At 73.9% G+C, this 21523-nt stretch carries 20 protein-coding genes; 6 read left to right on the top strand and 14 right to left on the bottom strand.

Features of this window, described 5'->3' with window-relative positions; genetic code table 11:
- Positions 1-33 precede the first annotated feature (33 nt).
- The 10 genes from EBN88_RS10505 to EBN88_RS10465 form a co-directional block, all read right to left on the bottom strand.
- A complete protein-coding gene (locus tag EBN88_RS10505; RefSeq protein ID WP_122183546.1) occupies positions 34-1389 on the bottom strand; it encodes a sulfate adenylyltransferase subunit 1 in 1356 nt (451 codons plus the stop codon).
- Positions 1389-2324: a sulfate adenylyltransferase subunit CysD gene (cysD, locus tag EBN88_RS10500; protein WP_122183545.1), complete on the bottom strand. Its 936-nt coding sequence runs from the start codon at positions 2322-2324 to the stop codon at positions 1389-1391. Before cysD ends, EBN88_RS10505 begins: the two co-directional genes overlap by 1 nt.
- 74 nt (positions 2325-2398) lie before the next feature.
- Positions 2399-2944, bottom strand: a complete 546-nt coding sequence (gene cysC, locus EBN88_RS10495) for an adenylyl-sulfate kinase (RefSeq protein WP_122183562.1) — start codon at positions 2942-2944, stop codon at positions 2399-2401.
- A gap of 77 nt (positions 2945-3021) precedes the next feature.
- The gene (locus tag EBN88_RS10490; protein WP_122183544.1) at positions 3022-3741 is read right to left on the bottom strand and encodes a phosphoadenylyl-sulfate reductase; all 720 of its coding nucleotides are present in this window, start codon (positions 3739-3741) and stop codon (positions 3022-3024) included.
- 12 nt (positions 3742-3753) lie between these two features.
- Positions 3754-3960, bottom strand: coding sequence for a hypothetical protein (locus tag EBN88_RS10485; RefSeq protein WP_122183543.1), 207 nt, complete (start codon positions 3958-3960; stop codon positions 3754-3756).
- Complete coding sequence (locus tag EBN88_RS10480) at positions 3957-5651, bottom strand: nitrite/sulfite reductase (RefSeq protein ID WP_122183561.1); 1695 nt, start codon at positions 5649-5651, stop codon at positions 3957-3959. The genes EBN88_RS10485 and EBN88_RS10480 overlap by 4 nt, the downstream gene beginning before the upstream one ends.
- 181 nt (positions 5652-5832) lie before the next feature.
- A complete protein-coding gene (locus EBN88_RS32675; protein ID WP_405378893.1) occupies positions 5833-5907 on the bottom strand; it encodes a putative leader peptide in 75 nt (24 codons plus the stop codon).
- A 313-nt stretch (positions 5908-6220) separates the two neighbouring features.
- Positions 6221-6553: a hypothetical protein gene (locus tag EBN88_RS10475; RefSeq protein WP_122183542.1), complete on the bottom strand. Its 333-nt coding sequence runs from the start codon at positions 6551-6553 to the stop codon at positions 6221-6223.
- A 287-nt stretch (positions 6554-6840) separates the two neighbouring features.
- A complete protein-coding gene (locus tag EBN88_RS10470) occupies positions 6841-7488 on the bottom strand; it encodes a hypothetical protein (protein ID WP_122183541.1) in 648 nt (215 codons plus the stop codon).
- Positions 7489-7717: 229 nt separating this feature from the next.
- Entirely contained in the window at positions 7718-9370 is a 1653-nt protein-coding gene (locus tag EBN88_RS10465) for an acyl-CoA dehydrogenase family protein (protein ID WP_122183560.1), read from the bottom strand.
- A 152-nt stretch (positions 9371-9522) separates the two neighbouring features.
- Between EBN88_RS10465 and EBN88_RS10460 the strand changes: the two genes are divergently transcribed.
- The 5 genes from EBN88_RS10460 (at position 9523) to EBN88_RS10440 (ending at position 15704) form a co-directional block, all read left to right on the top strand.
- Entirely contained in the window at positions 9523-10437 is a 915-nt protein-coding gene (locus EBN88_RS10460) for a helix-turn-helix domain-containing protein (RefSeq protein WP_233580583.1), read from the top strand.
- A gap of 256 nt (positions 10438-10693) precedes the next feature.
- Entirely contained in the window at positions 10694-13090 is a 2397-nt protein-coding gene (gene lon / locus EBN88_RS10455) for an endopeptidase La (RefSeq protein ID WP_122183540.1), read from the top strand.
- An 81-nt stretch (positions 13091-13171) separates the two neighbouring features.
- Entirely contained in the window at positions 13172-13639 is a 468-nt protein-coding gene (locus tag EBN88_RS10450) for a PPOX class F420-dependent oxidoreductase (protein WP_122183539.1), read from the top strand.
- Between the two features lie 74 nt (positions 13640-13713).
- Entirely contained in the window at positions 13714-15171 is a 1458-nt protein-coding gene (locus EBN88_RS10445) for an AlkA N-terminal domain-containing protein (RefSeq protein WP_122183538.1), read from the top strand.
- 50 nt (positions 15172-15221) lie between these two features.
- A complete protein-coding gene (locus tag EBN88_RS10440; RefSeq protein ID WP_122183537.1) occupies positions 15222-15704 on the top strand; it encodes a methylated-DNA--[protein]-cysteine S-methyltransferase in 483 nt (160 codons plus the stop codon).
- 1004 nt (positions 15705-16708) lie between these two features.
- On the opposite strand, the gene EBN88_RS10435 is transcribed toward EBN88_RS10440, so the two are convergent.
- Together EBN88_RS10435 and EBN88_RS10430 are read right to left on the bottom strand one after the other, a co-directional pair.
- Positions 16709-17650: a DUF2637 domain-containing protein gene (locus tag EBN88_RS10435; protein WP_407703395.1), complete on the bottom strand. Its 942-nt coding sequence runs from the start codon at positions 17648-17650 to the stop codon at positions 16709-16711.
- Positions 17651-17888: 238 nt separating this feature from the next.
- Complete coding sequence (locus tag EBN88_RS10430) at positions 17889-18713, bottom strand: (2Fe-2S)-binding protein (RefSeq protein ID WP_122183535.1); 825 nt, start codon at positions 18711-18713, stop codon at positions 17889-17891.
- Between the two features lie 221 nt (positions 18714-18934).
- Between EBN88_RS10430 and EBN88_RS10425 the strand changes: the two genes are divergently transcribed.
- Positions 18935-19591: a GntR family transcriptional regulator gene (locus EBN88_RS10425; protein ID WP_233580582.1), complete on the top strand. Its 657-nt coding sequence runs from the start codon at positions 18935-18937 to the stop codon at positions 19589-19591.
- Positions 19592-19675: 84 nt separating this feature from the next.
- Here the strand turns inward: EBN88_RS10425 and EBN88_RS10420 are convergent, their stop codons facing one another.
- Both EBN88_RS10420 and EBN88_RS10415 read right to left on the bottom strand, forming a co-directional pair.
- On the bottom strand, positions 19676-20551 hold the full coding sequence (locus EBN88_RS10420) for a hypothetical protein (protein ID WP_407703394.1): 876 nt from the start codon (positions 20549-20551) through the stop codon (positions 19676-19678).
- 206 nt (positions 20552-20757) lie between these two features.
- The coding region (locus EBN88_RS10415; protein WP_199742311.1) for a PucR family transcriptional regulator at positions 20758-21523 on the bottom strand (766 nt) is incomplete at its 5' end.

Here is a 21523-nt window from a genome sequence, read left to right as displayed (position 1 = left end):
TGGCGAAGGTCGAGAAGACGTCCCTGAGCATGATCAGAAGTCCCACCCGTCGTCGGAGTCGGCCTCGGCCGAAGCGCCGGGCCGCCGCGCGGCGTCAGCGAACGCCTCGCCGGCCATGCCGGCCGTCAGCGTCGCGCCGTCCGCCGGGTCGATGAGCAGGAACGAGCCGGTGGTGCGGGAGACCGCGTAGTCGTCCAACGCCAGCGGCTCGGCGGTGCGGACCACCACCCGGCCGATGTCGTTGGCCTCCAGCCGGCCCGGCTCGGGGTGTTGCGAGAGGTCGTCCAGGGTCAGCCGGGACGGGATCTCCTTCACGATCGCCTTGACCGTGCGGGTGGTGTGCTTCAGCAGCACCCGGGCGCCCGGCGTCAGGGGACGGTCGTGCAGATGGCAGACGGTGGCCGTCAGGTCCTGGCTGGCCGGCGCGACGGACTCGGTCGGCGCGATCAGGTCGCCCCGCGAGATGTCCAGGTCGTCGGCGAGCGTGACGGTCACCGACTGCGGCGCCCACGCCACGTCCACGGACTGGCCGAGCGCGTCGATGTGGGTGATCTCGCTGGTGCGGCCTGAGGGTTGGACGGTGACGCGGTCGCCGACGCGCAGCACGCCCGACGCGATCTGCCCCGCGTAGCCACGGAAGTCGGGGTGCTCGGCGGACTGCGGCCGGATCACGTACTGCACGGGGAAGCGCGCCGGCTCGGCCGACGGGTCGTGCGCCACCGGCACCGTCTCCAGGTGCTCCAGCACGGTCGGGCCGCCGTACCAGTCCATGGTCGCCGAGGGCGCCACCACGTTGTCCCCGGCCAGCGCCGAGATGGGGATCGGGGTGACCTCAGCGATGCCCAACGAGGCGGCGTAGCGGGTGAACTCGGCGGCGATCTCGGCGAAGACCGGCTCCGCGTAGCCCACCAGGTCCATCTTGTTGACGGCGAGCACCACCTGAGGCACCCGCAGCAGCGCCGCCACCGCCGCGTGCCTGCGGGTCTGCTCCACCACGCCGTTGCGGGCGTCCACCAGGATGATGGCCAGCTCGGCGGTCGAGGCGCCGGTCACCATGTTGCGGGTGTACTGCACATGGCCCGGGGTGTCGGCGAGGATGAACCGGCGGCGCGGGGTGGCGAAGTAGCGGTAGGCCACGTCGATGGTGATGCCCTGCTCCCGCTCGGCGCGCAGCCCGTCGGTGAGCAGCGCCAGGTCGGGCGCGCTCTGCCCCCGGTTGCGGGAGGCCAGCTCGACGGCGGCCAGCTGGTCGCTGAGCACCGACTTGGAGTCGTGCAACAGCCGCCCCACCAGCGTGGACTTGCCGTCGTCGACGGAGCCGGCGGTGGCGAAGCGCAGCAGCGAGGTGGCGGATATCGCCGCCGTGTCGGCGGTCTCGGCCGTGCTCATCAGAAGTACCCCTCGCGCTTGCGGTCCTCCATGGCGGCCTCGGACAGCTTGTCGTCGGCCCGGGTGGCGCCCCGTTCCGTCAGCCGGGAGGCGGCGATCTCGGCGATGATCTGCTCGATGGTCTCCGCGTCGGACTCCACGGCCCCGGTGCAGGACATGTCGCCCACCGTGCGGTAGCGCACCTGGCGGACGTCCACCGTCTCGTGTTCCTTCGGCCCGCCCCACTCGCCGGCCGCCAGCCACATCCCGTCACGCAGGAACACCTCGCGCCGGTGCGCGTAGTAGATCTCCGGGATCTCGATCTTCTCCCGGGCGATGTACTGCCAGACGTCCAGCTCGGTCCAGTTGGAGAGCGGGAAGACCCGCACATGCTCGCCCGGCGCGTGCCGCCCGTTGTACAGCTGCCACAGCTCGGGCCGCTGGCGGCGCGGGTCCCAGCCGCCGAACTCGTCGCGCAGCGAGAACACCCGCTCCTTGGCCCTGGCCTTCTCCTCGTCCCGCCGGCCGCCGCCGAAGACCGCGTCGAAGCGGTTGGTCTCGATGGCGCGCAGCAGCGGAACGGTCTGGAGCGGGTTGCGGGTCCCGTCGGGGCGCTCGCGCAGCTCGCCGCTGTCGATGAAGTCCTGCACCAGCGCCACCGTCAGCCGCAGCCCGTGCTGCGCCACCACCCGGTCGCGGTAGGCGATGACCTCGGGGAAGTTGTGGCCGGTGTCCACGTGCAGCAGGGAGAACGGCGGCGGCGCCGGCGCGAACGCCTTGAGCGCCAGGTGCAGCATGACGATGGAGTCCTTGCCGCCGGAGAAGAGGATCACCGGGCGCTCGAACTCCCCGGCCACCTCGCGGAAGATGTGGACCGCCTCGGACTCCAGCACGTCCAGGTGGGACAGGGCGAAGGGGCCGCCGGTCTCGTCGGTGATCGAGAGTGCCGCCGTCATGGGGGATTCCTTTCGTTCGCCGGGCCGGGTGAGGTCCCCGACCGCTGTCGTCCGCGTCTCCCCGGTGCCCTGGCTCATGCCAACCCCCGCCCGGTCAGCAGCGCGTGGAGCGCGGCGGCGGAGTCCGACACCGTCTGCTGGTGCGCCTCGATCCGGAGGTCCGGGGACTCGGGCACCTCGTAGGGGTCGTCGACCCCGGTCAGTCCGGCCAGCTGGCCGCTGGCCTGCTTGGCGTACAGCCCCTTGACGTCCCGCTGCGAGCAGACGTCGACGGGGGTGGCGACGTGCACTTCGATGAAGCGGGTGCCGGCGGCCTCGTGGTGCTTGCGGACGGCGTCCCTGCTGTCCGCGTAGGGGGCTATCACCGGGACCAGCGCCTTCACCCCGTGCGAGGCGAGGAGTTCGGCGACGAAGCCGATCCGCCGCACGTTGGTGTGCCGGTCCTCGCGGGAGAAGCCGAGCCCGGCGGAGAGGAACTCGCGGATCTCGTCCCCGTCGAGCACCTCGACGCGGTGGCCCTCCTCGACGAGCCGGCCGGCCAGCGCCCGCGCGATGGTGGTCTTGCCGGCGCTGGGCAGGCCGGTGAGCCAGACGGTGGCGCCCTGGTTGGTCACGCTCATCCCCGAACTCCTCGCATCCCGCCGCCCGTTGCCGGGCTTCTCGGTGGCCTTCTCGGTGGTCGTCTTCCCGGTGGTCATCAGCCGTGCAGCCCGCACTCGGTCTTGCCGAGCCCCGACCAGCGGCCGGCCCTGGCGTCCTCGCCCTCGGCGACCCTGCGGGTGCAGGGCGCGCAGCCGATCGAGGCGTAGCCGTCCTGGAGCAACGGGTTGGTCAGCACCCCGTGTTCGGCGACGTAGGACTCCACGTCCTCCTGGGTCCAGCGGGCGATCGGCGCGATCTTGACCTTGCCCCGCCGCTCGTCCCAGCCGACCACCGGCGTGTTGGCCCGGGTCGGCGACTCGTCGCGGCGCAGCCCGGTGGCCCACGCCTCGTAGCCGGCCAGTCCGCGCTCCAGCACCGCGACCTTGCGCAGCGCGCAGCAGCGGTCCGGGTCGCGCTCGTGCAGCCTCGGACCCCACTCGGCGTCCTGCTCGGCCACGGTCTGAACGGGCGTCAGCGTCAGCACGTTGACGTCCATCACGGCCGCCACCGCGTCGCGGGTGCCGATGGTCTCGGGGAAGTGGTAGCCGGTGTCCAGGAAGACCACGTCCACGCCGGGCCGGGCGCGGGAGGCGAGATGGGCCACCACCGCGTCCTCCATGGAGGAGGTCACGCAGAACCGGTCGCCGAAGGTCTCGGCCGCCCAGCGCAGGATGGTCAGCGCGTCCGCCTCCTCCAACTCGCGCCCGGCGCGTTCCGCCAGCGCGCGCAACTCCTCGGCGCGCGCCGTCTCGTGCCCGGTGGTGGTCGTCTCCATCTCAGGTCTCCTTCAGCTGCCGTCGGCGCCGCCGCCGTCGCCCTCGCGGGGGACGGGGGCGGCGGCGCGCGCGATACCGCTGGCCAACAGGCCCAGGAACGACAGGCGGAACGCCCGGTTGCAGTCGGCGCATTCCCAGGCGCCGTGGCCCGCCTCGCTGGGGCGCAGGTCCTCCTCGCCGCAGTACGGGCAGTAGAACGGGGCGGCGCGCTCGCTCACCTGAGGTCCCCCTCGTCGGCGCGGGCGACCCACTGGGCGAACCGCTCGTCGGGCTCGCGCCGCGCCAGGTAGGCGCGCAACACCCGCTCGACGTAGTCGGCCAGCCCGGCGGCGGTGACCTTCAGGCCCCTGACCTTCCGGCCGAAGCCCGGGTCCAGGCCGAGCCCGCCGCCCAGGTGCACCTGGAAGCCCTCGACCTGCCGGCCCTCGTCGTCGGTGACCAGCTGCCCCTTGAGACCGATGTCCGCGACCTGGATGCGGGCGCAGGAGTTGGGGCAGCCGTTGATGTTGATGGTGAGCGGCTGGTCGAACTCCGGGAGCCGGCGCTCCATCTCCTCGATCAGCCACTGGCCTCGCGCCTTGGTCTCGACGATGGCCAGCTTGCAGAACTCGATCCCGGTGCACGCCATGGTGCCGCGCCGGAACGGGGAGGGCCGGGTGGTCAGGCCCAACGCCTCCAGCTCCTCGGCGAGTTGCTCGACCCGCTCCCGGGGCACGTCCAGGATCAGCATCTTCTGGTGGACGGTGGTGCGCACCCGGCGGGAGCCGTGGGCCTCGGCCAGGTCGGCGATCTTGGTGAGCGTGGTGCCGTCCACCCGGCCGACGCGCGGGGCGAAGCCCAGGTAGAAGCGGCCGTCCTTCTGCGGGTGGACGCCCACATGGTCGCGCCACTCGTTGGGCGGCTGCTCGGGCGCCGGGCCGTCGACCAGCCTCCGCAGCAGGTACTCGTCCTCCAGGACCCGGCGGAACCTCTCCACGCCCCAGTCCTTGACCAGGAACTTGATCCGGGCGCGGGTGCGCAGCCGCCGGTAGCCGTAGTCGCGGAAGAGGCCCACGACGCCCTCGTGCACGTCGGCGACCTCGTCCAACGGCACCCAGGCGCCGAGGCGTTCGCCCAGACTCGGGTTGGTGGACAGGCCGCCGCCGACCCAGACGTCGAAGCCGGGGCCGTGCTCGGGGTGGACGACGCCGACGAAGGCGATGTCGTTGACCTCGTGCGCCACGTCCAGCAGCGGAGAGCCGGAGACGGCCGTCTTGAACTTGCGCGGCAGGTTGGAGTACGCCTTGTTGCCGATCACCCGGCGCTGGATGGCCTCGATGGCCGGGGTGCCGTCGATGATCTCGTCGGCGGCGATGCCGGCGACGGGGGAGCCGACGATCACCCGGGGGGTGTCGCCGCAGGCTTCGGTGGTGGAGAGCCCGACGCCTTCGAGGCGGCGCCAGATCTCCGGCATGTCCTCGATGCGAATCCAGTGGTACTGGATGTTCTGCCGGTCGGTGATGTCGGCGGTGCCGCGCGCGAACTCCTGGGATATCTCGCCGATCACCCGCAGCTGCTCGGTGGTGAGCAGCCCGCCGTCGATGCGGACCCGGAGCATGAAGTACTCGTCGTCCAGCTCCTCGGGCTCCAGGATCGCGGTCTTGCCGCCGTCGATCCCGGGCCGCCGCTGGGTGTACAGGCCCCACCAGCGCATCCGTCCGCGCAGGTCGGCGCCGTCGATCGAGTCGAATCCCCGGTGCGCGTAGATCGTCTCAATGCGTGTCCGCACATTGAGACCGTCGTCGTCCTTCTTCGTCTGCTCGTTGGCGTTGAGAGGAGTGAAGTGACCCGAGGCCCACTGTCCCTCACCGCGGTGGCGGCCGGCCTTGCGGCGGGGTGTGCCGACGGGCTTCTTGACGGAGTCCGGCATGATCACGGTCTTTCTGCGGGCAGCAGGGAGGCTCTGTCCTGGAGACCGGCGCAACGTCGCGGCGGGCAGGGCAGAGTCGGAGGTCAGCGAGGCAACGGGACGGAGAGGAGCGGCCCGGAACGGGCGCGGGCCGGAGTCGAGCGGCGCCCTCCCTCAGGGCGCCTCAGTGCTCTGTGGCCACCTAACAGATGGCGCTGGACATCCGACCGAGATCAACATGGCGACGACTCACCAAGGCAATTCCCGCTCGCGACATGACGGCAGCGTTGCACGCGGTCACGCGCCCGTCCACCAGTATCCAGTATTTGGACAGTACTGTCCTGCTATATGGGCAGCGGACCGAGATTCTCACGCTCTGTGCAGCGTGGGCAACGTAGCGGCGAAAACGGACATCGGCGGCAGGACACACGGCCGCAACACCGTGGTCATCTTTCGGCGTCCGGCCGGCGTCCGGCCGGCGTCCGGCGGGCGGACATGCGAACGGCCCCGAGGTGTGGGGTCCCAGGGGCCGTTCGGTGGGGGGACGCGCGGGGACGGCGGGTGGTCCGGCGTCGCCGTCCCACGCGGGCTCAGCAGCGCAACAGGCGGTCCACCAGGTCGCGGTAGTCCCGCAGCGCGGTGCGCCGGTCCTCGGTCGTCGGGCCATCGGCCCCCTCGCCGGTCTGCCAGCCGTCGCGCAACGCCCGGCGGCGGCGCGCCAGTTCGTCGGTGAGGCGGGTCACCGCCTCCTCCAGCGCGGCGTCGGCCCGCGCGACCGAACGCTTCGGGTCGTCCACGAAGCCGGAGACCGCGCCCTTCACCTCGGCGCGCAGCGCGTCGGCGGCCTCGGCCCCGAACAGCGGCGCGGTGGCCGGCCGTTCGGCCTCGGGGGCCGGTGGGTCGGCGGCGGGGCGCGCGGGCACGGGTGCGGCTGTCCGTGCCGTAGGGGCGTCCGTGGGTCCGCCCGTTGGGCCGTCCGCCGGGCCGTCCTTCGGTGCGTGCGTCGGCGCCTGAGTGGGAACGGGGGGCGCCGGCGGCCGGCTCGGCGGCTCGGGCATCCGCGCCCGCGGCGCGCCGTCGTCCTCGGAGCGGGGCGGGTCGGCGGCCGCCTCCGTCTCCCTCATCCCGTCGCCGTGGGTGCCTTCGCCGTCCGTGCTTCGGTCCGTGCTTCTGCCCGTGCTTCGGTCAAGGCCCTTCAGCGTCAGACGCATCAGGCTTCGCCTCCCGTGCCGGCCCTGGTCGGGGCTTCGGCCCCGCGCGGCGCGGCGCTCGTGGTGGTCTGCTCCCCGGGCGCCTCCGTCGCGGGCGCGGCCTCGGGGCGTTCGTCCAGCAGAGCCTGGAACAGCTCGCGGGCGGCCAGCAGCGCCGCGCGGAGGTCCTCGGTGCGCTCCGCGTTCTGGCCCGGGTCCTCCCGGCCGGCCAGAAGGTGCGCCTGCCGATACCCGTCCACCTGGTGCGGGTGGTGCACGGAGACGGCGGCGAGCTGTTCGCCATAGCCGTCCGAGGGGTAACCCCGTTCCCTGATCAACTGGTTGAGCAGCTGGTCGGCCTCGGCGATGGCGCCGGCGGGGGAGTCGACGAACTGCTCCTGCGCCCTGGCCCACCTGGCCCGGTACCTCTCGTGGGCGCCGGGCGGCAGCGGACGCGCCCGGAACCGGCGGTGTCGGCGCAGCCGGGTGGCCAACTCCCGGTGGGCGGCCTTGCTGTCCCCCTGGTGCCGCGCCACGGCCCGCTCGTACTCGGGGCCGAAGCGCCGCCGCAGCATGGTGCCGCCCGGGGCCAACGTGGGCCGCAGCAGCGCCAGCGCGATGGCGGCGAGGACCGCCACGCTCAGGATGATGATGATCAGTGCCGTCATGACGTCCTCTTTCGCAGAGAGCCTCTCGGTGAGGTTGTCATCAGGGCGCGTTACCCGATCGAGATCTTCCAAACCTGCCCGAACATCGAACAGTTCACGGTGTGTGACGACTCAACCCTCAAACGGGTGGTACGGTCCGTTCCGGCACCCCAACTCCGGCACTCACCTCTCCTCCGGCAGATCCCTCCTCCGACAGGCGCCTCCTTCCGTGGACACCTCCACCGGTCGGTCAGTCCTCCGGCACCGCCCTGGCCCGGTCCACCACGGCGGACAGGTCGCCGCCCGGGAGCGTGCCGAAGCTGCCGCCCCAGTCGCCGCCCAGCCGGGAGGCGCAGAACGCGTCGGCCACCTCCGGCGGCGCGTGCCGCACCAGCAGCGCGCCCTGGAGCACCAGCGCGAGCCGTTCCACGATCCTGCGCGCCCTCGCCTCCACGCCCTCCAGGTCGGACAGCTCGGCCAGCAGGTCCTTGAGCGCGGCGTCCAGCCGGTGGTCGGCCCCGGTGGCCGCGCCCACCTCGGCGAGGTAGGCGTTGAGCGCGCCCGGCTCCCGGGTCAGCGCGCGCAGCGCGTCCAGCGCCTGCACGTTCCCCGAGCCCTCCCAGAGGGAGTTGAGCGGCGACTCCCGCAGCAGCCTGGGCAGCCCCGACTCCTCCACATAGCCGTTGCCGCCCAGGCACTCCAGCGCCTCGGCCGCCACCGGGGTGCAGCGCTTGGTCACCCAGTACTTGGCGGCCGGGACCGCCAGCCGCAGCAGATGGCGGTCCCGCGCGCTGCCGGCCGCCGCCGCGTCGGCGGCCGAGGCCAGCCGCAGCGCCAGCGCCGTGGCCGCCTCGGACTCCAGGGCGAGGTCGGCCAGCACGTTGGTCATCAGCGGCTTGTCGATCAACGGGCCGCCGAACGCGGAGCGGTGCGCCGCGTGGTGGATCGCCCTGGCCACCGACTGCCGCATGATCGCCGCCGAGCCGGTGACGCAGTCGATCCGGGTCGCGGCGACCATCTCGATGATGGTGCGCACGCCCCGCCCCTCCTCGCCGACCAGCCAGGCCAGGGTCTCGCCGTCGAACTCCACCTCCGAGGAGGCGTTGGAACGGTTGCCCAGCTTGTCCTTGAGCCGCTGGAGGCGGAACGCGTTGCGCTTCCCGTCGGGCAGCACCCGGGGCAGCAGGAAGCAGCTCAGCCCGGCGGGCGCCTGGGCCAGCACCAGGAACGCGTCGGACATCGGCGCCGAGCAGAACCACTTGTGCCCGGTCAGCCGGAACAGGCCGGGCTCGCCGGCCGGTTCGGCCCTGGTGGTGTTGGCGCGCACATCGGAGCCGCCCTGCTTCTCCGTCATCCCCATGCCGGCCAGCGCGCCGGCCTTCCCGGTGGCCGGCTTCGCCAGGCCCGGCTCATAGGCGCGCGAGGTGAGCAACGGCTCCCAGACGGCGGCCAGTTCGGGCGCGGCGCGCAGCGCGGGAACCGCCGCATGGGTCATGGAGACGGGGCATCCATGCCCCGCCTCCACCTGGGACCACACCATAAATCCAGCCGTTCTACGCAACTGGCCGGAAGGGCGCGACCAGGCGTCCGTGAGCCCGGCCCCGATCGCCCGCTCCAGCAGCTGGTGCCAGGCCGGGTGGAACTCCACCTCGTCGATCCGGTGGCCGACCGCGTCGAAAACGCGCAGGGCAGGAGGGTTCTCGTTGGCCAGCCGCCCCCGTTCGGCGGCCTCGGCCGAGCCGGCCGAGCGGCCGAGATCGCGCAGTTCGGCGGTGGCCTCCTCGGCCACGTCGGGCGCCACCTGGCGCGCGAAGCCCTCGGCGAGCGCGGCGTCCTGGGTGAAGACGTCGTAGTCGACGAGCGGCGGAACCTGGTTGGTGACCGCATGGGTGCTGGGCGTCATGGGCCCACGGTAGGCGCGCGGCGCCGGGGCCGTCACCCCCGCGCCGCCGCCCGTCCCCGCACATCCCGGCTCCATCCCGGCTCATCAGGGAGTACCGATCCCCGACTCCCCTAGTACAGTGGGGCGTTCGCGGCGACGGCAGGGAGCGACACATGGAGTTGGAGCTGGATTCCGATGGCGCCCTCAGCGAGCTGAGCCAGCCACAGATGGCCCTGGACTTTCGTCAGACGGGGCCAACGGTGCCCCGCATGATCCTCGGCAACCGGCTCCGAGCGCTCCGCGAGGCCCGGGGCATCACCGGGGCGGACGCCGGCCGGGAGATCCGGGGCTCGCACTCCAAGATCAGCCGCCTGGAGATGGGCCGCACCGGCTTCAAGGCCCGCGACGTCGCCGACCTGCTCACCCTCTACGGCGTGCTGGACGAGGGGGAACGCGCGACCCTGCTGGCCCTGGCCCGCGAGTCCAACAGCCAGGGCTGGTGGCAGTACTACCACGACGTGGTCCCCAGCTGGCTCCACGTCTATCTGGGCCTGGAGCAGACGGCGACGGTCATCAGGGGGTACGAGCTCCAGTTCGTTCCCGGGCTGCTCCAGACCGAGGAGTACGCCCGGGCCGTGATCGGCCTGGACCCGGACGAGGAGGAGCGGCTGGAGCGGAAGGTCCAGCTGCGGATGGCCAGGCAGCAGATCCTCCGCCGCGCCCAGCCGCCCTATCTGTGGACGGTGATCGACGAGACCGCGCTGCGCCGCTCGATGGGCGGACGCGAGCTGATGCGGCGGCAGTTGGCCTATCTGATCGAGGTCTCCCATCTGCCGCACGTCACGGTGCAGGTGGTGCCGTTCTCGGCCGGCGCCCACTCGGCCATCGCCGGCCCGGTGACCGTGCTGCGCCCCCCGGGCGGCGAACTGCCCGACGTCGTCTACCTGGAGCAGCTCACCGGCGGGGCGTACCCGGACAAGCCCGGCGAGGTCGAGCAGTACCGGCATGTGATGAACCGGCTGGCCGTTGAGGCCATGCCGCCGGCCGAGACCGAGGTCTTCCTGCGGAACGCGCTGCGCGAGCTGTAGTGGGCGCGGCGCCGCCCGCGCCACACGGGTCGAAGATCACGCTGGCGCCGCCGGAGTCCGGTCGCGGAACAACGGTGGCCGCCGCCGGCGTTCCGGGTACCCGGCTTCCCCGAGGTCGAGACCGCGCCCGCGCCCGCGCCCGGTCCGCGCCCGGTCCGTTGATCGCCGACAGCGAACGTTCCGCATCCCGGGGAACAACCCCCGCTCTCCCGGCATTGAGTCGGCATAGCTCAATTTGCCTGCCAAGGGAGACGTCATGGAATCGTCGTTCGACGTACTCACCCTCCCGGTGCTGCCGTTGGAGAGCGAGGTCGTGCTGCCGGGGATGGTGGTGCCACTCGAACTCTCCGACTCCGAGGTGCGCGCCGCCGTGGAGGCGGCCCAGTCCGCCGCGCCCCGGGGTGAGAAGCCGCGCGTGCTGCTGGTGCCGCGCGTGGACGGAAGCTACCCGGCCATCGGGGTGGTGGGCCGGATCGAGCAGGTCGGCCGGCTCGCCGACGGCGACCCGGGCGCCCTGGTGCGCGGGCTCCGCAGGGCCAGGGTCGGCGCCGGCACCACGGGCCCGGGCCGGGCGCTGTGGGTCGAGGTCGCCCCGGTCGAGGAGCCGCTGCCCGACCCGCTGCCCGGCGCGGTCACCGAGCTGGTCGGCCAGTACAAGGCGCTCGCCACCAGCTGGCTGCGCAAGCGCGGCGCCTGGCAGGTCGTGGACCGGGTCACCGGCATCGAGGAGGTCGGCCAACTGGCGGACAACGCCGGCTACTTCCCGTTCCTCACCGCCGAGCAGCGCGCCACCCTGCTGGCCACCACCGACCCGGTGGAGCGGCTGCGCCTGGCCACCCGCTGGCTGACCGACCACCTCGCCGAGGAGGAGGTCTCCGAGTCGATCGCCAAGGACGTCCAGGACGGCGTGGAGCGGCAGCAGCGCGAGTTCCTGCTGCGCCGCCAGCTGGAGGCCGTCCGCAAGGAGCTGGCCGAGCTGAACGGCGACGACGCCGACGGCGGCGAGGACCCGCGCGCCCGCGTCGAGGCCGCCGACCTGCCCGAGCACGTCCGCGAGGCCGCCCTCAAGGAGGTCGAGAAGCTGGAGCGCGCCTCCGAGAACAGCCCCGAGGCCGGCTGGCTGCGCACCTGGCTGGACACCGTCCTCGAACTGCCCTGGAAGGTCCGCACCGAGGACGCCTACGACATCCCGGGCGCCCGCGCGGTGTTGGACGCCGACCACGCCGGGCTGGCCGACGTCAAGGAGCGGATCACCGAGTACCTCGCCGTCCGCAAGCGGCGCGCCGACCGGGGCCTGGGCGTCGTCGGCGGCCGGCGCGGCGGCGCGGTGCTGGCCCTCGTCGGGCCGCCCGGCACCGGCAAGACCTCGCTCGGCGAGAGCGTCGCGCGGGCCATGGGGCGGAAGTTCGTCCGCGTCGCGCTCGGCGGCGTCCGCGACGAGGCGGAGATCAGGGGCCACCGCCGCACCTACGTCGGCGCGCTGCCCGGCCGGATCGTGCGGGCCGTCCGCGAGGCCGGCTCCATGAACCCGGTCGTGCTCCTCGACGAGATCGACAAGGTCGGCGCCGACTTCAGGGGCGACCCGGCCGCCGCCCTGCTGGAGGTGCTGGACCCGGCGCAGAACCACACGTTCCGCGACCACTACCTCGAGGTCGAACTCGACCTCTCCGACGTGGTGTTCCTGGCCACCGCCAACGCCCTTGAGGCCATCCCACAGCCGCTGCTCGACCGGATGGAGCTGGTGCGGCTCGACGGCTACACGGAGGACGAGAAGGTCACCATCGCCCGCGACCACCTGCTGCCGCGCCAGCTGGAGCGGGCCGGCCTGGCCGCCGACGAGGTGCGCGTCGAGGACGCCGCGCTCCGCCGGCTGGCCGCCGAGTACACCAGGGAGGCCGGGGTGCGCGGCCTGGAGCGGACGATCGCGCGGGTGCTCCGCAAGGTCGCCGCGCGGGCCGAACTGGGCGAGACGACGCTCCCGGACACCGTCACCGACGCGGGGCTGCGCGGGCTGATCGGCCGGCCGCACCACGTTCCCGAGTCGGCCCAGGAGCCGGGCGCCCGCCGTACCTCGGTGCCGGGCGTGGCCACCGGGCTCGCGGTCACCGGCACCGGCGGCGACGTGCTCTACGTCGAGGCGTCCCTCGCCGACCCGGAGACCGGCGGCTCGGGCCTGACGCTGACCGGCCAGCTGGGCGACGTGATGAAGGAGTCCGGGCAGATCGCCCTCTCCTACCTCCGTTCGCGCGGCGCCGAGTTGGAGCTGCCCGTCGGCGACCTGCGGGAGCGCGGCATCCACCTGCACGTCCCGGCCGGCGCCGTCCCCAAGGACGGGCCGAGCGCCGGCGTCACCATGACGACCGCGTTGGCCTCCCTGCTCAGCGGCCGAACGGTGCGGCCCGAGGTCGCCATGACCGGCGAGGTCTCCCTCACCGGCCGGGTGCTGCCGGTCGGCGGCATCAAGCAGAAGCTGCTCGCCGCCCACCGCGCCGGGCTGACGACCGTCGTCATCCCCCGGCGCAACGAGCCCGACCTGGACGACCTGCCCGAGGAGGTGCGCCGGACCCTGGACATCCACCCGGTCTCCGACGTCTCCCAGGTGCTGGAACTGGCGCTCTCGCCGGCCGAGACGCCCGCCGCGCTGGCCGCCTGAGCCGGCGCGTCCGAGGCACGCCCCACGCACTCCCGACGCCACCGTACGGTGGCGTCGGGAGTGGGCGTATGGTCTGCCCTTATGAGTCCTTCGATCGCGACGAACACGCGCGTTGATCTCGATGGCCTGCTCGACTTCGTGCGGGCCAGGCACCGTGCCATCCTGCTGACCCGGCGGACCGACGGCTCCCCCCAGGGCTCGCCTCTGACCTGCGGTGTCGACGACTCCGGCCGCATCGTGATGTCGACGTACCCCGAGCGTGCCAAGGCCCGCAACGCCAAGCGGGACCCCGAGGTCAGCGTGCTGGTGCTCTCGGACGAGTGGGACGGACCCTGGGTCCAGGTCGACGGCACCGCCGAGGTGCTGGACGTGCCGGAGGCGGTGGAGCCGCTCGTCGAGTACTACCGCAACATCGCCGGCGAGCACCCCGACTGGGCCGAGTACCGCCAGGCCATGGTCCGCCAGGGCAAGTCCCTGATCCGCGTCACGCCGACCCGTTGGGGCCCCGTCGCCACCGGCGGCTTCCCCGCCCGGCTCGCCCGCGACTGACTCCTCCCGCCCCCCATCTGCATGTCCGAATCCCGCCAGTGTGCGGGGCGCCCGCCCCGCACACTGGAGGAGTGATGGACGACGACAGCAGGTACCAGGCGGTGCGCGGCCGCGACGAACGGTTCGACGGGGTGTTCTTCACCGCCGTCGTGACCACCGGCATCTACTGCCGCCCCAGCTGCCCGGCGACCACCCCCAAGCGCGCCAACGTCCGCTTCCTCCCCTCGGCCGCCGCCGCCCAGAGCGCCGGCTTCCGGGCCTGCCGCCGCTGCCGCCCCGACGCCGTGCCCGGCTCGGCCGAGTGGAACGCCAGGGCCGACGCCGTGGGCCGCGCGATGCGGCTGATCGGCGACGGCGTCGTCGACCGCGAGGGCGTCGCCGGCCTCGCCAACCGCCTCGGCTACAGCGCCCGCCAGGTGCGACGCCAGCTCGTCACCGAGCTGGGCGCCGGCCCGATCGCCCTCGCCAGGGCCCAACGGGCGCACACCGCACGCGTGTTGCTCCAGACGACGCGGCTGCCGATCACCGAGGTCGCGTTCGCCGCCGGATTCGCCAGCGTGCGCCAGTTCAACGACACGATCCGCGCCGTCTACGACCGCACGCCGAGCCGGCTGCGCGCCACGGGCCCGGCCGCCGGCCGCGACGCGGCGACCGACGGCTCCGGCGTCCCGCTGCGGCTCGCCTACCGGGGCGCCTACGCGGCCGGCGCGATCCTCGACTTCCTCGCCCGGCGGGCCATCCCCGGCGTCGAGGAGGTCGTCGGCCCGCCCGGCGCGCGCACCTACCGGCGCACGCTGGCGCTGCCGCACGGCACCGGGATCGCCGAGGTCGACGAGTCCGCCGGCGCCGACGGCGGACGCTGGCTGCCCTGCCGGCTCCAACTGACCGACCTGCGCGACCTGACCTGCGCCGTGGAACGCGTCCGCCGCCTCTTCGACCTGGACGCCGACCCCTACGCGGTGGACGAACGCCTCGGCGCGCACCCGCTGTTGGCGCCGCTGGTCGCGGCCGAGCCGGGGCTGCGTTCCCCCGGCGCGGTCAGCCCCGAGGAACTGGCGATCCGCGCCGTGCTCGGCCAACAGATCACCGTGGGCGCCGCCCGCACCCTCGGCGGCCGGCTCGTCGAGGCGCTCGGCAAGCCGCTGGGCCGGCCCGACGGCGGCCTCACCCACCTCTTCCCGGAGCCGGCCACGCTCGCCGAGGCCCCGCTGACGGAACTGGGGATGCCCGCCTCGCGCCGGGAGACCCTCCGCACGGTGGGCGCGGCGCTGGCCGAAGGACGCGTCGTCCTCGACCCGGGCGCCGACCGCGAGGAGGCGAGCGCCGCGCTGCTGGCGCTGCGCGGCATCGGTCCCTGGACGGCCGGCTACGTCCGGATGCGGGCGCTGGGCGACCCGGACGTGATGCTCACCGGTGACGCGGGCGTCCGCCACGGACTCGCGCTCATCGGCGCCGCCGCCGGCGACGCCGAGGACTGGCGGCCCTGGCGCTCCTACGCCCTTCACCACCTCTGGCGCGCGACGGCCGCCTGACCCTCCCGCCCCCTCATACGACATTCGAGAGACGAACGAAGGAAAGCCCCATGCGCTACACCGTTCACCCCAGCCCGCTCGGCGACCTGCTGCTCGCCGGCCCGCGCCCCGGCGTCCTGGCCTCGGTCACCGTGCCGGGCCAGCGCGGCGGGGCGAGCGTCCAGCCGGACTGGGTCCGCGACGACGCGGCCCTGAGCGAGGTGGCCGAGCAGTTCGACGCGTACTTCGCCGGCGACCTCAAGGAGTTCGCCCTCACCCTGGAGCCCGTGGGCACCCCGTTCCGGCAACGGGTCTGGGCCGCGCTCGACGAGATCCCGTTCGGCGCGACCACCACCTACGGCGCGCTGGCCGCGCGGCTCGACCTGCCGAGGAGCGCGGCACGGGCGGTGGGCGGCGCGGTCGGCGCCAACCCGCTGACCGTGATCCGCCCCTGCCACCGGGTGCTCGGGGCGAACGGCTCCCTCACCGGCTACGCGGGCGGCCTGGACCGCAAGCGGCTGCTCCTCACTCACGAGGGCGTTGCACTGGCTTGACGGGGGTGCGGGCCCTGGGGGCCCGCACCGGAGGGCTCACGCGGGGGTGCGGGCCCTGGGGGCCCGCACCCTTCCCGGGCCTGTCGGCCCGGGCTCCTTCCTGAGCATGACGGCTCGGGCTCTCCTTCCCGGTCTCAACGGGGCGTGATGGCTCGGGTCCTGTTCCGGGCCAGGGGGCGCACCCCTTTTCCGGGGTTGCGGGCCGGGTCTCTGGTTTCCGGCTCTGTCGGCTGGGGCCCTTGTCTCGGGTCTGTCGGCTCGGGCCCCTTCCCGCGCAACGGCTGGGATCTCTGGTCCCGGGCCTGGTGGCCTCGCGCTCCGCGGTGTGGGTCGGCGTTCCGCTGGGTGACGCGCGGCGGTGGCGACGTGCCCGGGCCGCTCAGGGGCTCGGTGGGCGGCGGGGAGCGTGCGCCCTCTCGGGCCTCTGACCCGGGTTCCCCGAGGCCAGCGGCCTCGTCCGGTTGCTGGCTTCGCCGGGTCCGTTCCTGGTGGACCGCCTCAACGCCGCAGCGCCGCCCTCCGGTTGGGGCCCGCATGACGGACGCATCGGAACGCGGGAGCTTCGGCGTCGGCGCGCGTGAGTGGTCGTCACCGGGGTGGGTGGCCGGACGGTTCCGCTGCCGCAGCGGCCTCGCCGTTCGACGCGCCCGGTGCCCCGTTCCCCATGCCTCGCGGCTCTGCCGTCGGCGAGCGTCGAGGCGGCCGGCCAGGTGGGTTGCCGTGCGGGCTCGTTGGTCCGTTCCCTGGAGGCCGGCGAACCGGGCGCCGGGGCCGCGACGGTGCTCACGGCGATCATCGACGGTTCGTCGCCGCCTGCTCTCCCGACATCGTTCTGGCCGACCGAGCCCGGCCGGGCGGTGGCTCCGCCGGACGGAGACGGGCCGTCAGGCCCGTCAACCTCCCGGGCGCCGCGCGCGGAGCGCCCCGCGAGGGCTGCGGGCCGCAGGCCCGCACCCTCATCCGCCAAGCCGGGCCGGCAAGGCCACCCCGGCAAGGCCACCCCGTCAGGGGAACTGCCGCTCGATGCGGGCCAGTTTCTCCTCCAGCGTGTCCAGGCGGGGCGCCGCCGTGGCCAGGGAGCCGGACTCCGGCTCGCCGCTGGCCAGCGCCCTCGGCTGCGCGGCGGCCTCCAGCGCGGCCGGCTCCGGCGCCGGGATGCGCCGCCTGCCGCGCAGCCGCGAGCCGCCGATCGCCCGCAACCGCGCGCGTTCCAGCTGCCGTTGTTCCCGCCGGTCGCGCTTGGCGTCCTCCTTCTTCCGCCGCTCGTCGCGGACCTCGTCCACCGCCTCGTCCAGCGTCCGCACGCCCTCCAGCAGCATCAGCGACCAGGCGGCGAACGTCTCCCGTGGCGCCCGCAGCCAGCGGACGAAGCGGATCTGCGGCATCGGCCGGGGCACAAGGCCCTGTTCGCGCAGCGCGGCGCGGCGGGTCTGCTTCAGCGCCCGGTCGAAGAGGACGGCCGCCGACAGCGACATGCCGGCGAAGAAGTGGGGCGCGCCGGCGTGGCCGCTGCCCCGGGGCGCGTGCACCCAGTTGAACCAGGCGGCGGCGCCGGCGAAGAGCCACACCAGCATCCGCGAACCCATCGAGGAGTCCCCGTGGCTGGCCTCCCTGACGGCGATCACCGCGCAGAACATCGCGGCGCCGTCGAGGCCGAACGGCACCAGGTACTCCCAGCCGCCGGAGAGTTGGAGGTTCTCCCGGCCGAAGCCGACGAGGCCCTGGAAGGAGAGCGCGGCGGCGACCCCGGCGCAGCAGAACAGCAGCGTGTAGGAGGCGGAGGCGTAGACGCGCTCCTTGCGGCGGCGGCGTGCTTCGAGGCGTTCCCAGGAGGACTCCGACTCGCGGTCCTCGCCGTCGGGTTTGCGCCCCCGCGTGAGCAGCGCCGTCGCCACCAGGAAGCCCGCCAGTGCCACGGCACCGGCCAACACCCAACTGAACTCCATGTCCGTCACCTTCACCGCGATGTGTGCCCCTCGCCCGGGTGTGCGGGCTCACCCGGGGGCGTCGCCCGATCTCAGCAGTTCACAGCGGGTGGCCCCGAGGGCCGCCCTGGAAGAAGCGTGATGGTACCTGAGTTCCCGTCAGCTCCTATTCGGGCGTAATGCCACCAACGAGTGGTAATTCGGCGGAACTTGCCGCCCGATGATGAATGATCTGTTATCAGGCGCCCGGCCCGAGGCTTCAGCCGCCGGTCAGCCGGCGGAGCCGGTCCGCGTCGCAGAGGCGGGGGCAGGTCGCGCAGGTGTCGGCCGGGCGCAGCGTGTAGTACATGCAACAGCTGGCGCGGTCCCTGGTGCGCAGCGCGGTCTCGTCCGGGGCGAGCAGCTCGCGGAAGCCGGCGCCGGCGGCGAACGGCGGGGTCGCGCCGGGCAGCAGCAGGGCCAACTCCCGCACCGCGCGCTCCTCCTCGCCCAGCAGATGGCCGAAATACCACAGCGACTCGACGAGTTCGTCCGTGGCGGCGCCCCACAGCGCGCGCGAGCGGCGGCGCATCCTGGGCCCGAAGGCGTCGAGCAGCGGCCCGAGGTGGTCGGCCGCCGCCCGCCGCGTCTCGGCGCGCAGCGCCTCCTCGTCGGGCACCACCAGCGCGCCCGGGTGGTGGGCGAGCGGATCGTTCGGCAGGCAGGCGAACGCGGTGACCCGAACGGTGAGCTGGGTCGGGTCGCGGCGCAGCGAGACGTCCTCGGGGGCCAGGTGCGGCACCCGGCGGAGCAGGAAGTAGGGAACGGTGAAGAGCGCGGCGGCCGGCCAGGCGTAGCGGTGTAGCGCGAACGTCGCCACCACGTCCGGCCTGGGCTTCTCGCCGTAGGTCGCGAGCCCGGCCCGTTCCTCGTCGGCGAGGAAGGCGTCCAGCGCGGGGCCGCCATCGGCGAGCGCGTCGCCCCGGGTCCAGCCGGCGTCGGAGCGCGGCTCGCCCTCGGTGACCCGGAGGCTGGGCATCAGCTCGGCCACCCGGGCATAGGCGGGCGTGAGCGGCGTCGTCGCGGTGACGGCGGGCACGGTCATCGGGCCATCGATCCCTTACTGGTGCAGGTAAGCCTTACCTTACCCGACCGGGGGGTGGGGTTTGCTGCCGTGGAAACTACGCCTAGGGTGCTGGAACCCACGTGATTCGGGGGTGACGGGGGCGAGAGGGATGGAGTGGACAGATGGAACCCACCCGCTTGGAATCGGCCATTTCGGGGGCCTCGGTCGTGGTCGATCGGCCGCCGCCGAGGTCACGGCAGGTGCCGACGCTTCGCCGGCGCGCGCTGCCGGCGCGTCGCTCGGTGCGCGCCCAGGTGTTGGCCGCCCTCAGGGACGCCCTCGCCACCGGTGAGCTGCGCTCCGGCGAGACCTACTCGGCCCCGGTGCTGGCCGAGCGCTACGGCGTCTCGGCCACCCCGGTGCGGGAGGCGATGCAGCGGCTGGCCAGCGAGGGGCTCGTCGAGACGGTGCCCAACCGTGGGTTCCGGGTCGCCGGGCACAGCGCGCGGGACATGGTGGAGCTGGCCGAGGTGCGGGCCGCCCTGGAGGTGCCGGCGATCCTCCGGCTGGTGGGCGCGCTGCCGCCCGGGAGCCGGGAGGAGCTGCGCCCGCTGGCGGACGCCACGGTCAGGATCGCCGCGGTGGGCGACCTGGTCGGCTACGCCGAGGCCGACCGGCGCTTCCACCGCGAGCTGCTCCGGCTGACCGGAAACCGTCAACTGGTGGCCGTGGCCCAGGAGTTGCACCGCAAGTCCCAGTGTCACCGGATGCCGGGCAGGGTGCCGGGCCCGGTGGAGCTGGTCGCCGACGCCCGCCAGCACGGCGCGCTGCTGGACGCCCTGGCCGAGGGCGACCGCTCCTCCGCCGAGCGGCTGGCCCGCGCCCATGTGACGGCCCTGTCCGTCGGCACCGTCTGACCCCGCCAGACGAGGGAACGGCCCCGCCCCGGAACGAGAGGAACGAGAGCCGGGGCGGGGCCGTGCCGTTGCGCGAACGGCCCGTCAGTCCGAGGGGGCCAGCGGCTCGGGGGCGAGGTCCGGCGGCAGCTCGGGCGGCAGGTGCGGGGACAGCCAGTGCGGAACGTTCCCCAGCAGCCGGTGGAGCCGGGCGGCCTCGACGCGCAGTCGGTTGGCCTCGTCCGGGGGCTGCACCTCCGCCAGGGCCACCAGGGCCGGGGCGATGCCCACCAGGAAGCCCAACTCCTCGCGCAGCCGCAGGGATTCGGCGAAGCCGTGGCGCGCCTCGGCGAGGTCGCCGTTCTCCAGGGCCAGCGCGGCCAGATGCCGCCAGGTATAGGAACTCAGCAGCGCGTCACCCCGGTTGAGCGCCTCGTTGTGCGCCCTGCGGTAACCGGTCTCCGCCGCCTGCGGGTTGCCGCTCACATGCTCCGCCATCAGCCCGCGACGGAAGTCGAGCAGCGGCCGGCCGGGGGAGTCGGGGGCCAGCAGCGCCGCCGCCCGGCCCAGCGCGGCCCGCGCCTCGTCGGCCCGGTCCCGCACCCGCAACAGCGTCGCCGCGTAGGCGAGATACCCGCGCTCGCAGGCGGCAGCCCCGCGCTCCTCGTCGTTCAGGGGCATCGACTCCACCGCGCGCAGCGCCTCCTCGGCGCGCTCCCAGCCCTGCCCGGTGAACATGCACCGCTCCACCAGCAGCCGGGCCCGCAGCAGGGCCGCGCGTGGCTGGTCCTTCGCGTCCGGGACCAGCAGCGCCGCCGCGTCATCCCAACAGCCTCGTGACCGCAGCCGCCATACCGCACTGTCGAGCGCCGTTCCGCTCGCCGTCTCCAGAACCGGATGTGGCACGGCGGTATCCGTCACATCGCCCTCCCAGCGCGTCGTTGTGCTGTTAGCCGTTAGCCCCTCGTGATGTGAGTGCATCTCAGCATGAGGGACGCCGCCCGGCCAAGAGGGGAGCGTGAAACAGTTCACAAGTTCCCGTATTCGCCGGTCCGTTGGGAGGAAGACGGTGGTGGGGGGGCGGTGTGGTTGCGTGGAGAATCGGCCATTCCCCGGCCGCCGCGCGTGGCGCGTACCGTTCGCTGGGCGGACGCCCCGACCCGGCGGGCCCGCTGCCCGGACGCCCGTCACCCCAGGCGCAGCGCCAACAGGAAGTCGACGGCGTCCTCCAGCCGGCCCAGGTCCCGCCCGGTGAGCTGTTCGATCCGGCCGATCCGGTAGCGCAGGGTGTTCACATGGAGGTGGAGCCGCGCCGCACAGCGGGTCCAGGAGCCGTCCTCGGCGAGGAACGCCTCCAGCGTGGGCAGCAGTTGGGAACGGTTCCGCCGGTCGTAGTCGCGCAGCGGGGCGAGCAGCCGGTCACTGAACGCCTGCCGCACGTCCTCCGGAACGAAGGGGAGCAGCACCATGTGCGAGGCGAGCTGGTCGTGGCCGGCGACCGCCACCGCGTCCGGGCGGGCGGCGGCCAGCCGGCGGGCGTGCCGGGCCTCGGCGAGCGCGCCCCGCAGCCCCTCGGCGTCCGGCACGGACGCGCTGATGCCGACGGTCAGCCGCCCGTCCGGGGCGAGGCCGGCCGTCAGCGGGTGGCGGACGGCGTTCTCCAACGCCTCGGCCCGCAGCGGCCCGCCGGGCGTTCCCTCGTCGGCCAGCGGGCAGACCGGGACCAGCGCCACCGCCTCCCCTTCGGCGTGCGCGACCGCCACCTCGGTTTCGGGCGCCGTCGGGTCGCTCAACAGCTCCTCCAGCACGGCGCGGGCCGCCGGGCCCGGGTCCGCTTCCGGTGCCGCGTCGCCCCGGCTGAGCCGGGCCACCACCAGCTGCCAGTCCTGGCCCGAGCGGCCGGGCAGCAGCACCGGCGCCGCGACCCGCAGCCGGGCCGCCACCTCGGCCGCC

The sequence above is a fragment of the Streptomyces triticirhizae genome (assembly GCF_003696235.1).
Taxonomy (GTDB): Bacteria; Actinomycetota; Actinomycetes; order Streptomycetales; family Streptomycetaceae; genus Streptomyces; species Streptomyces triticirhizae.
The sequence above is the reverse complement of the archived record's forward strand: the minus strand, read 5'-3'. Positions and strand labels throughout refer to the sequence as shown.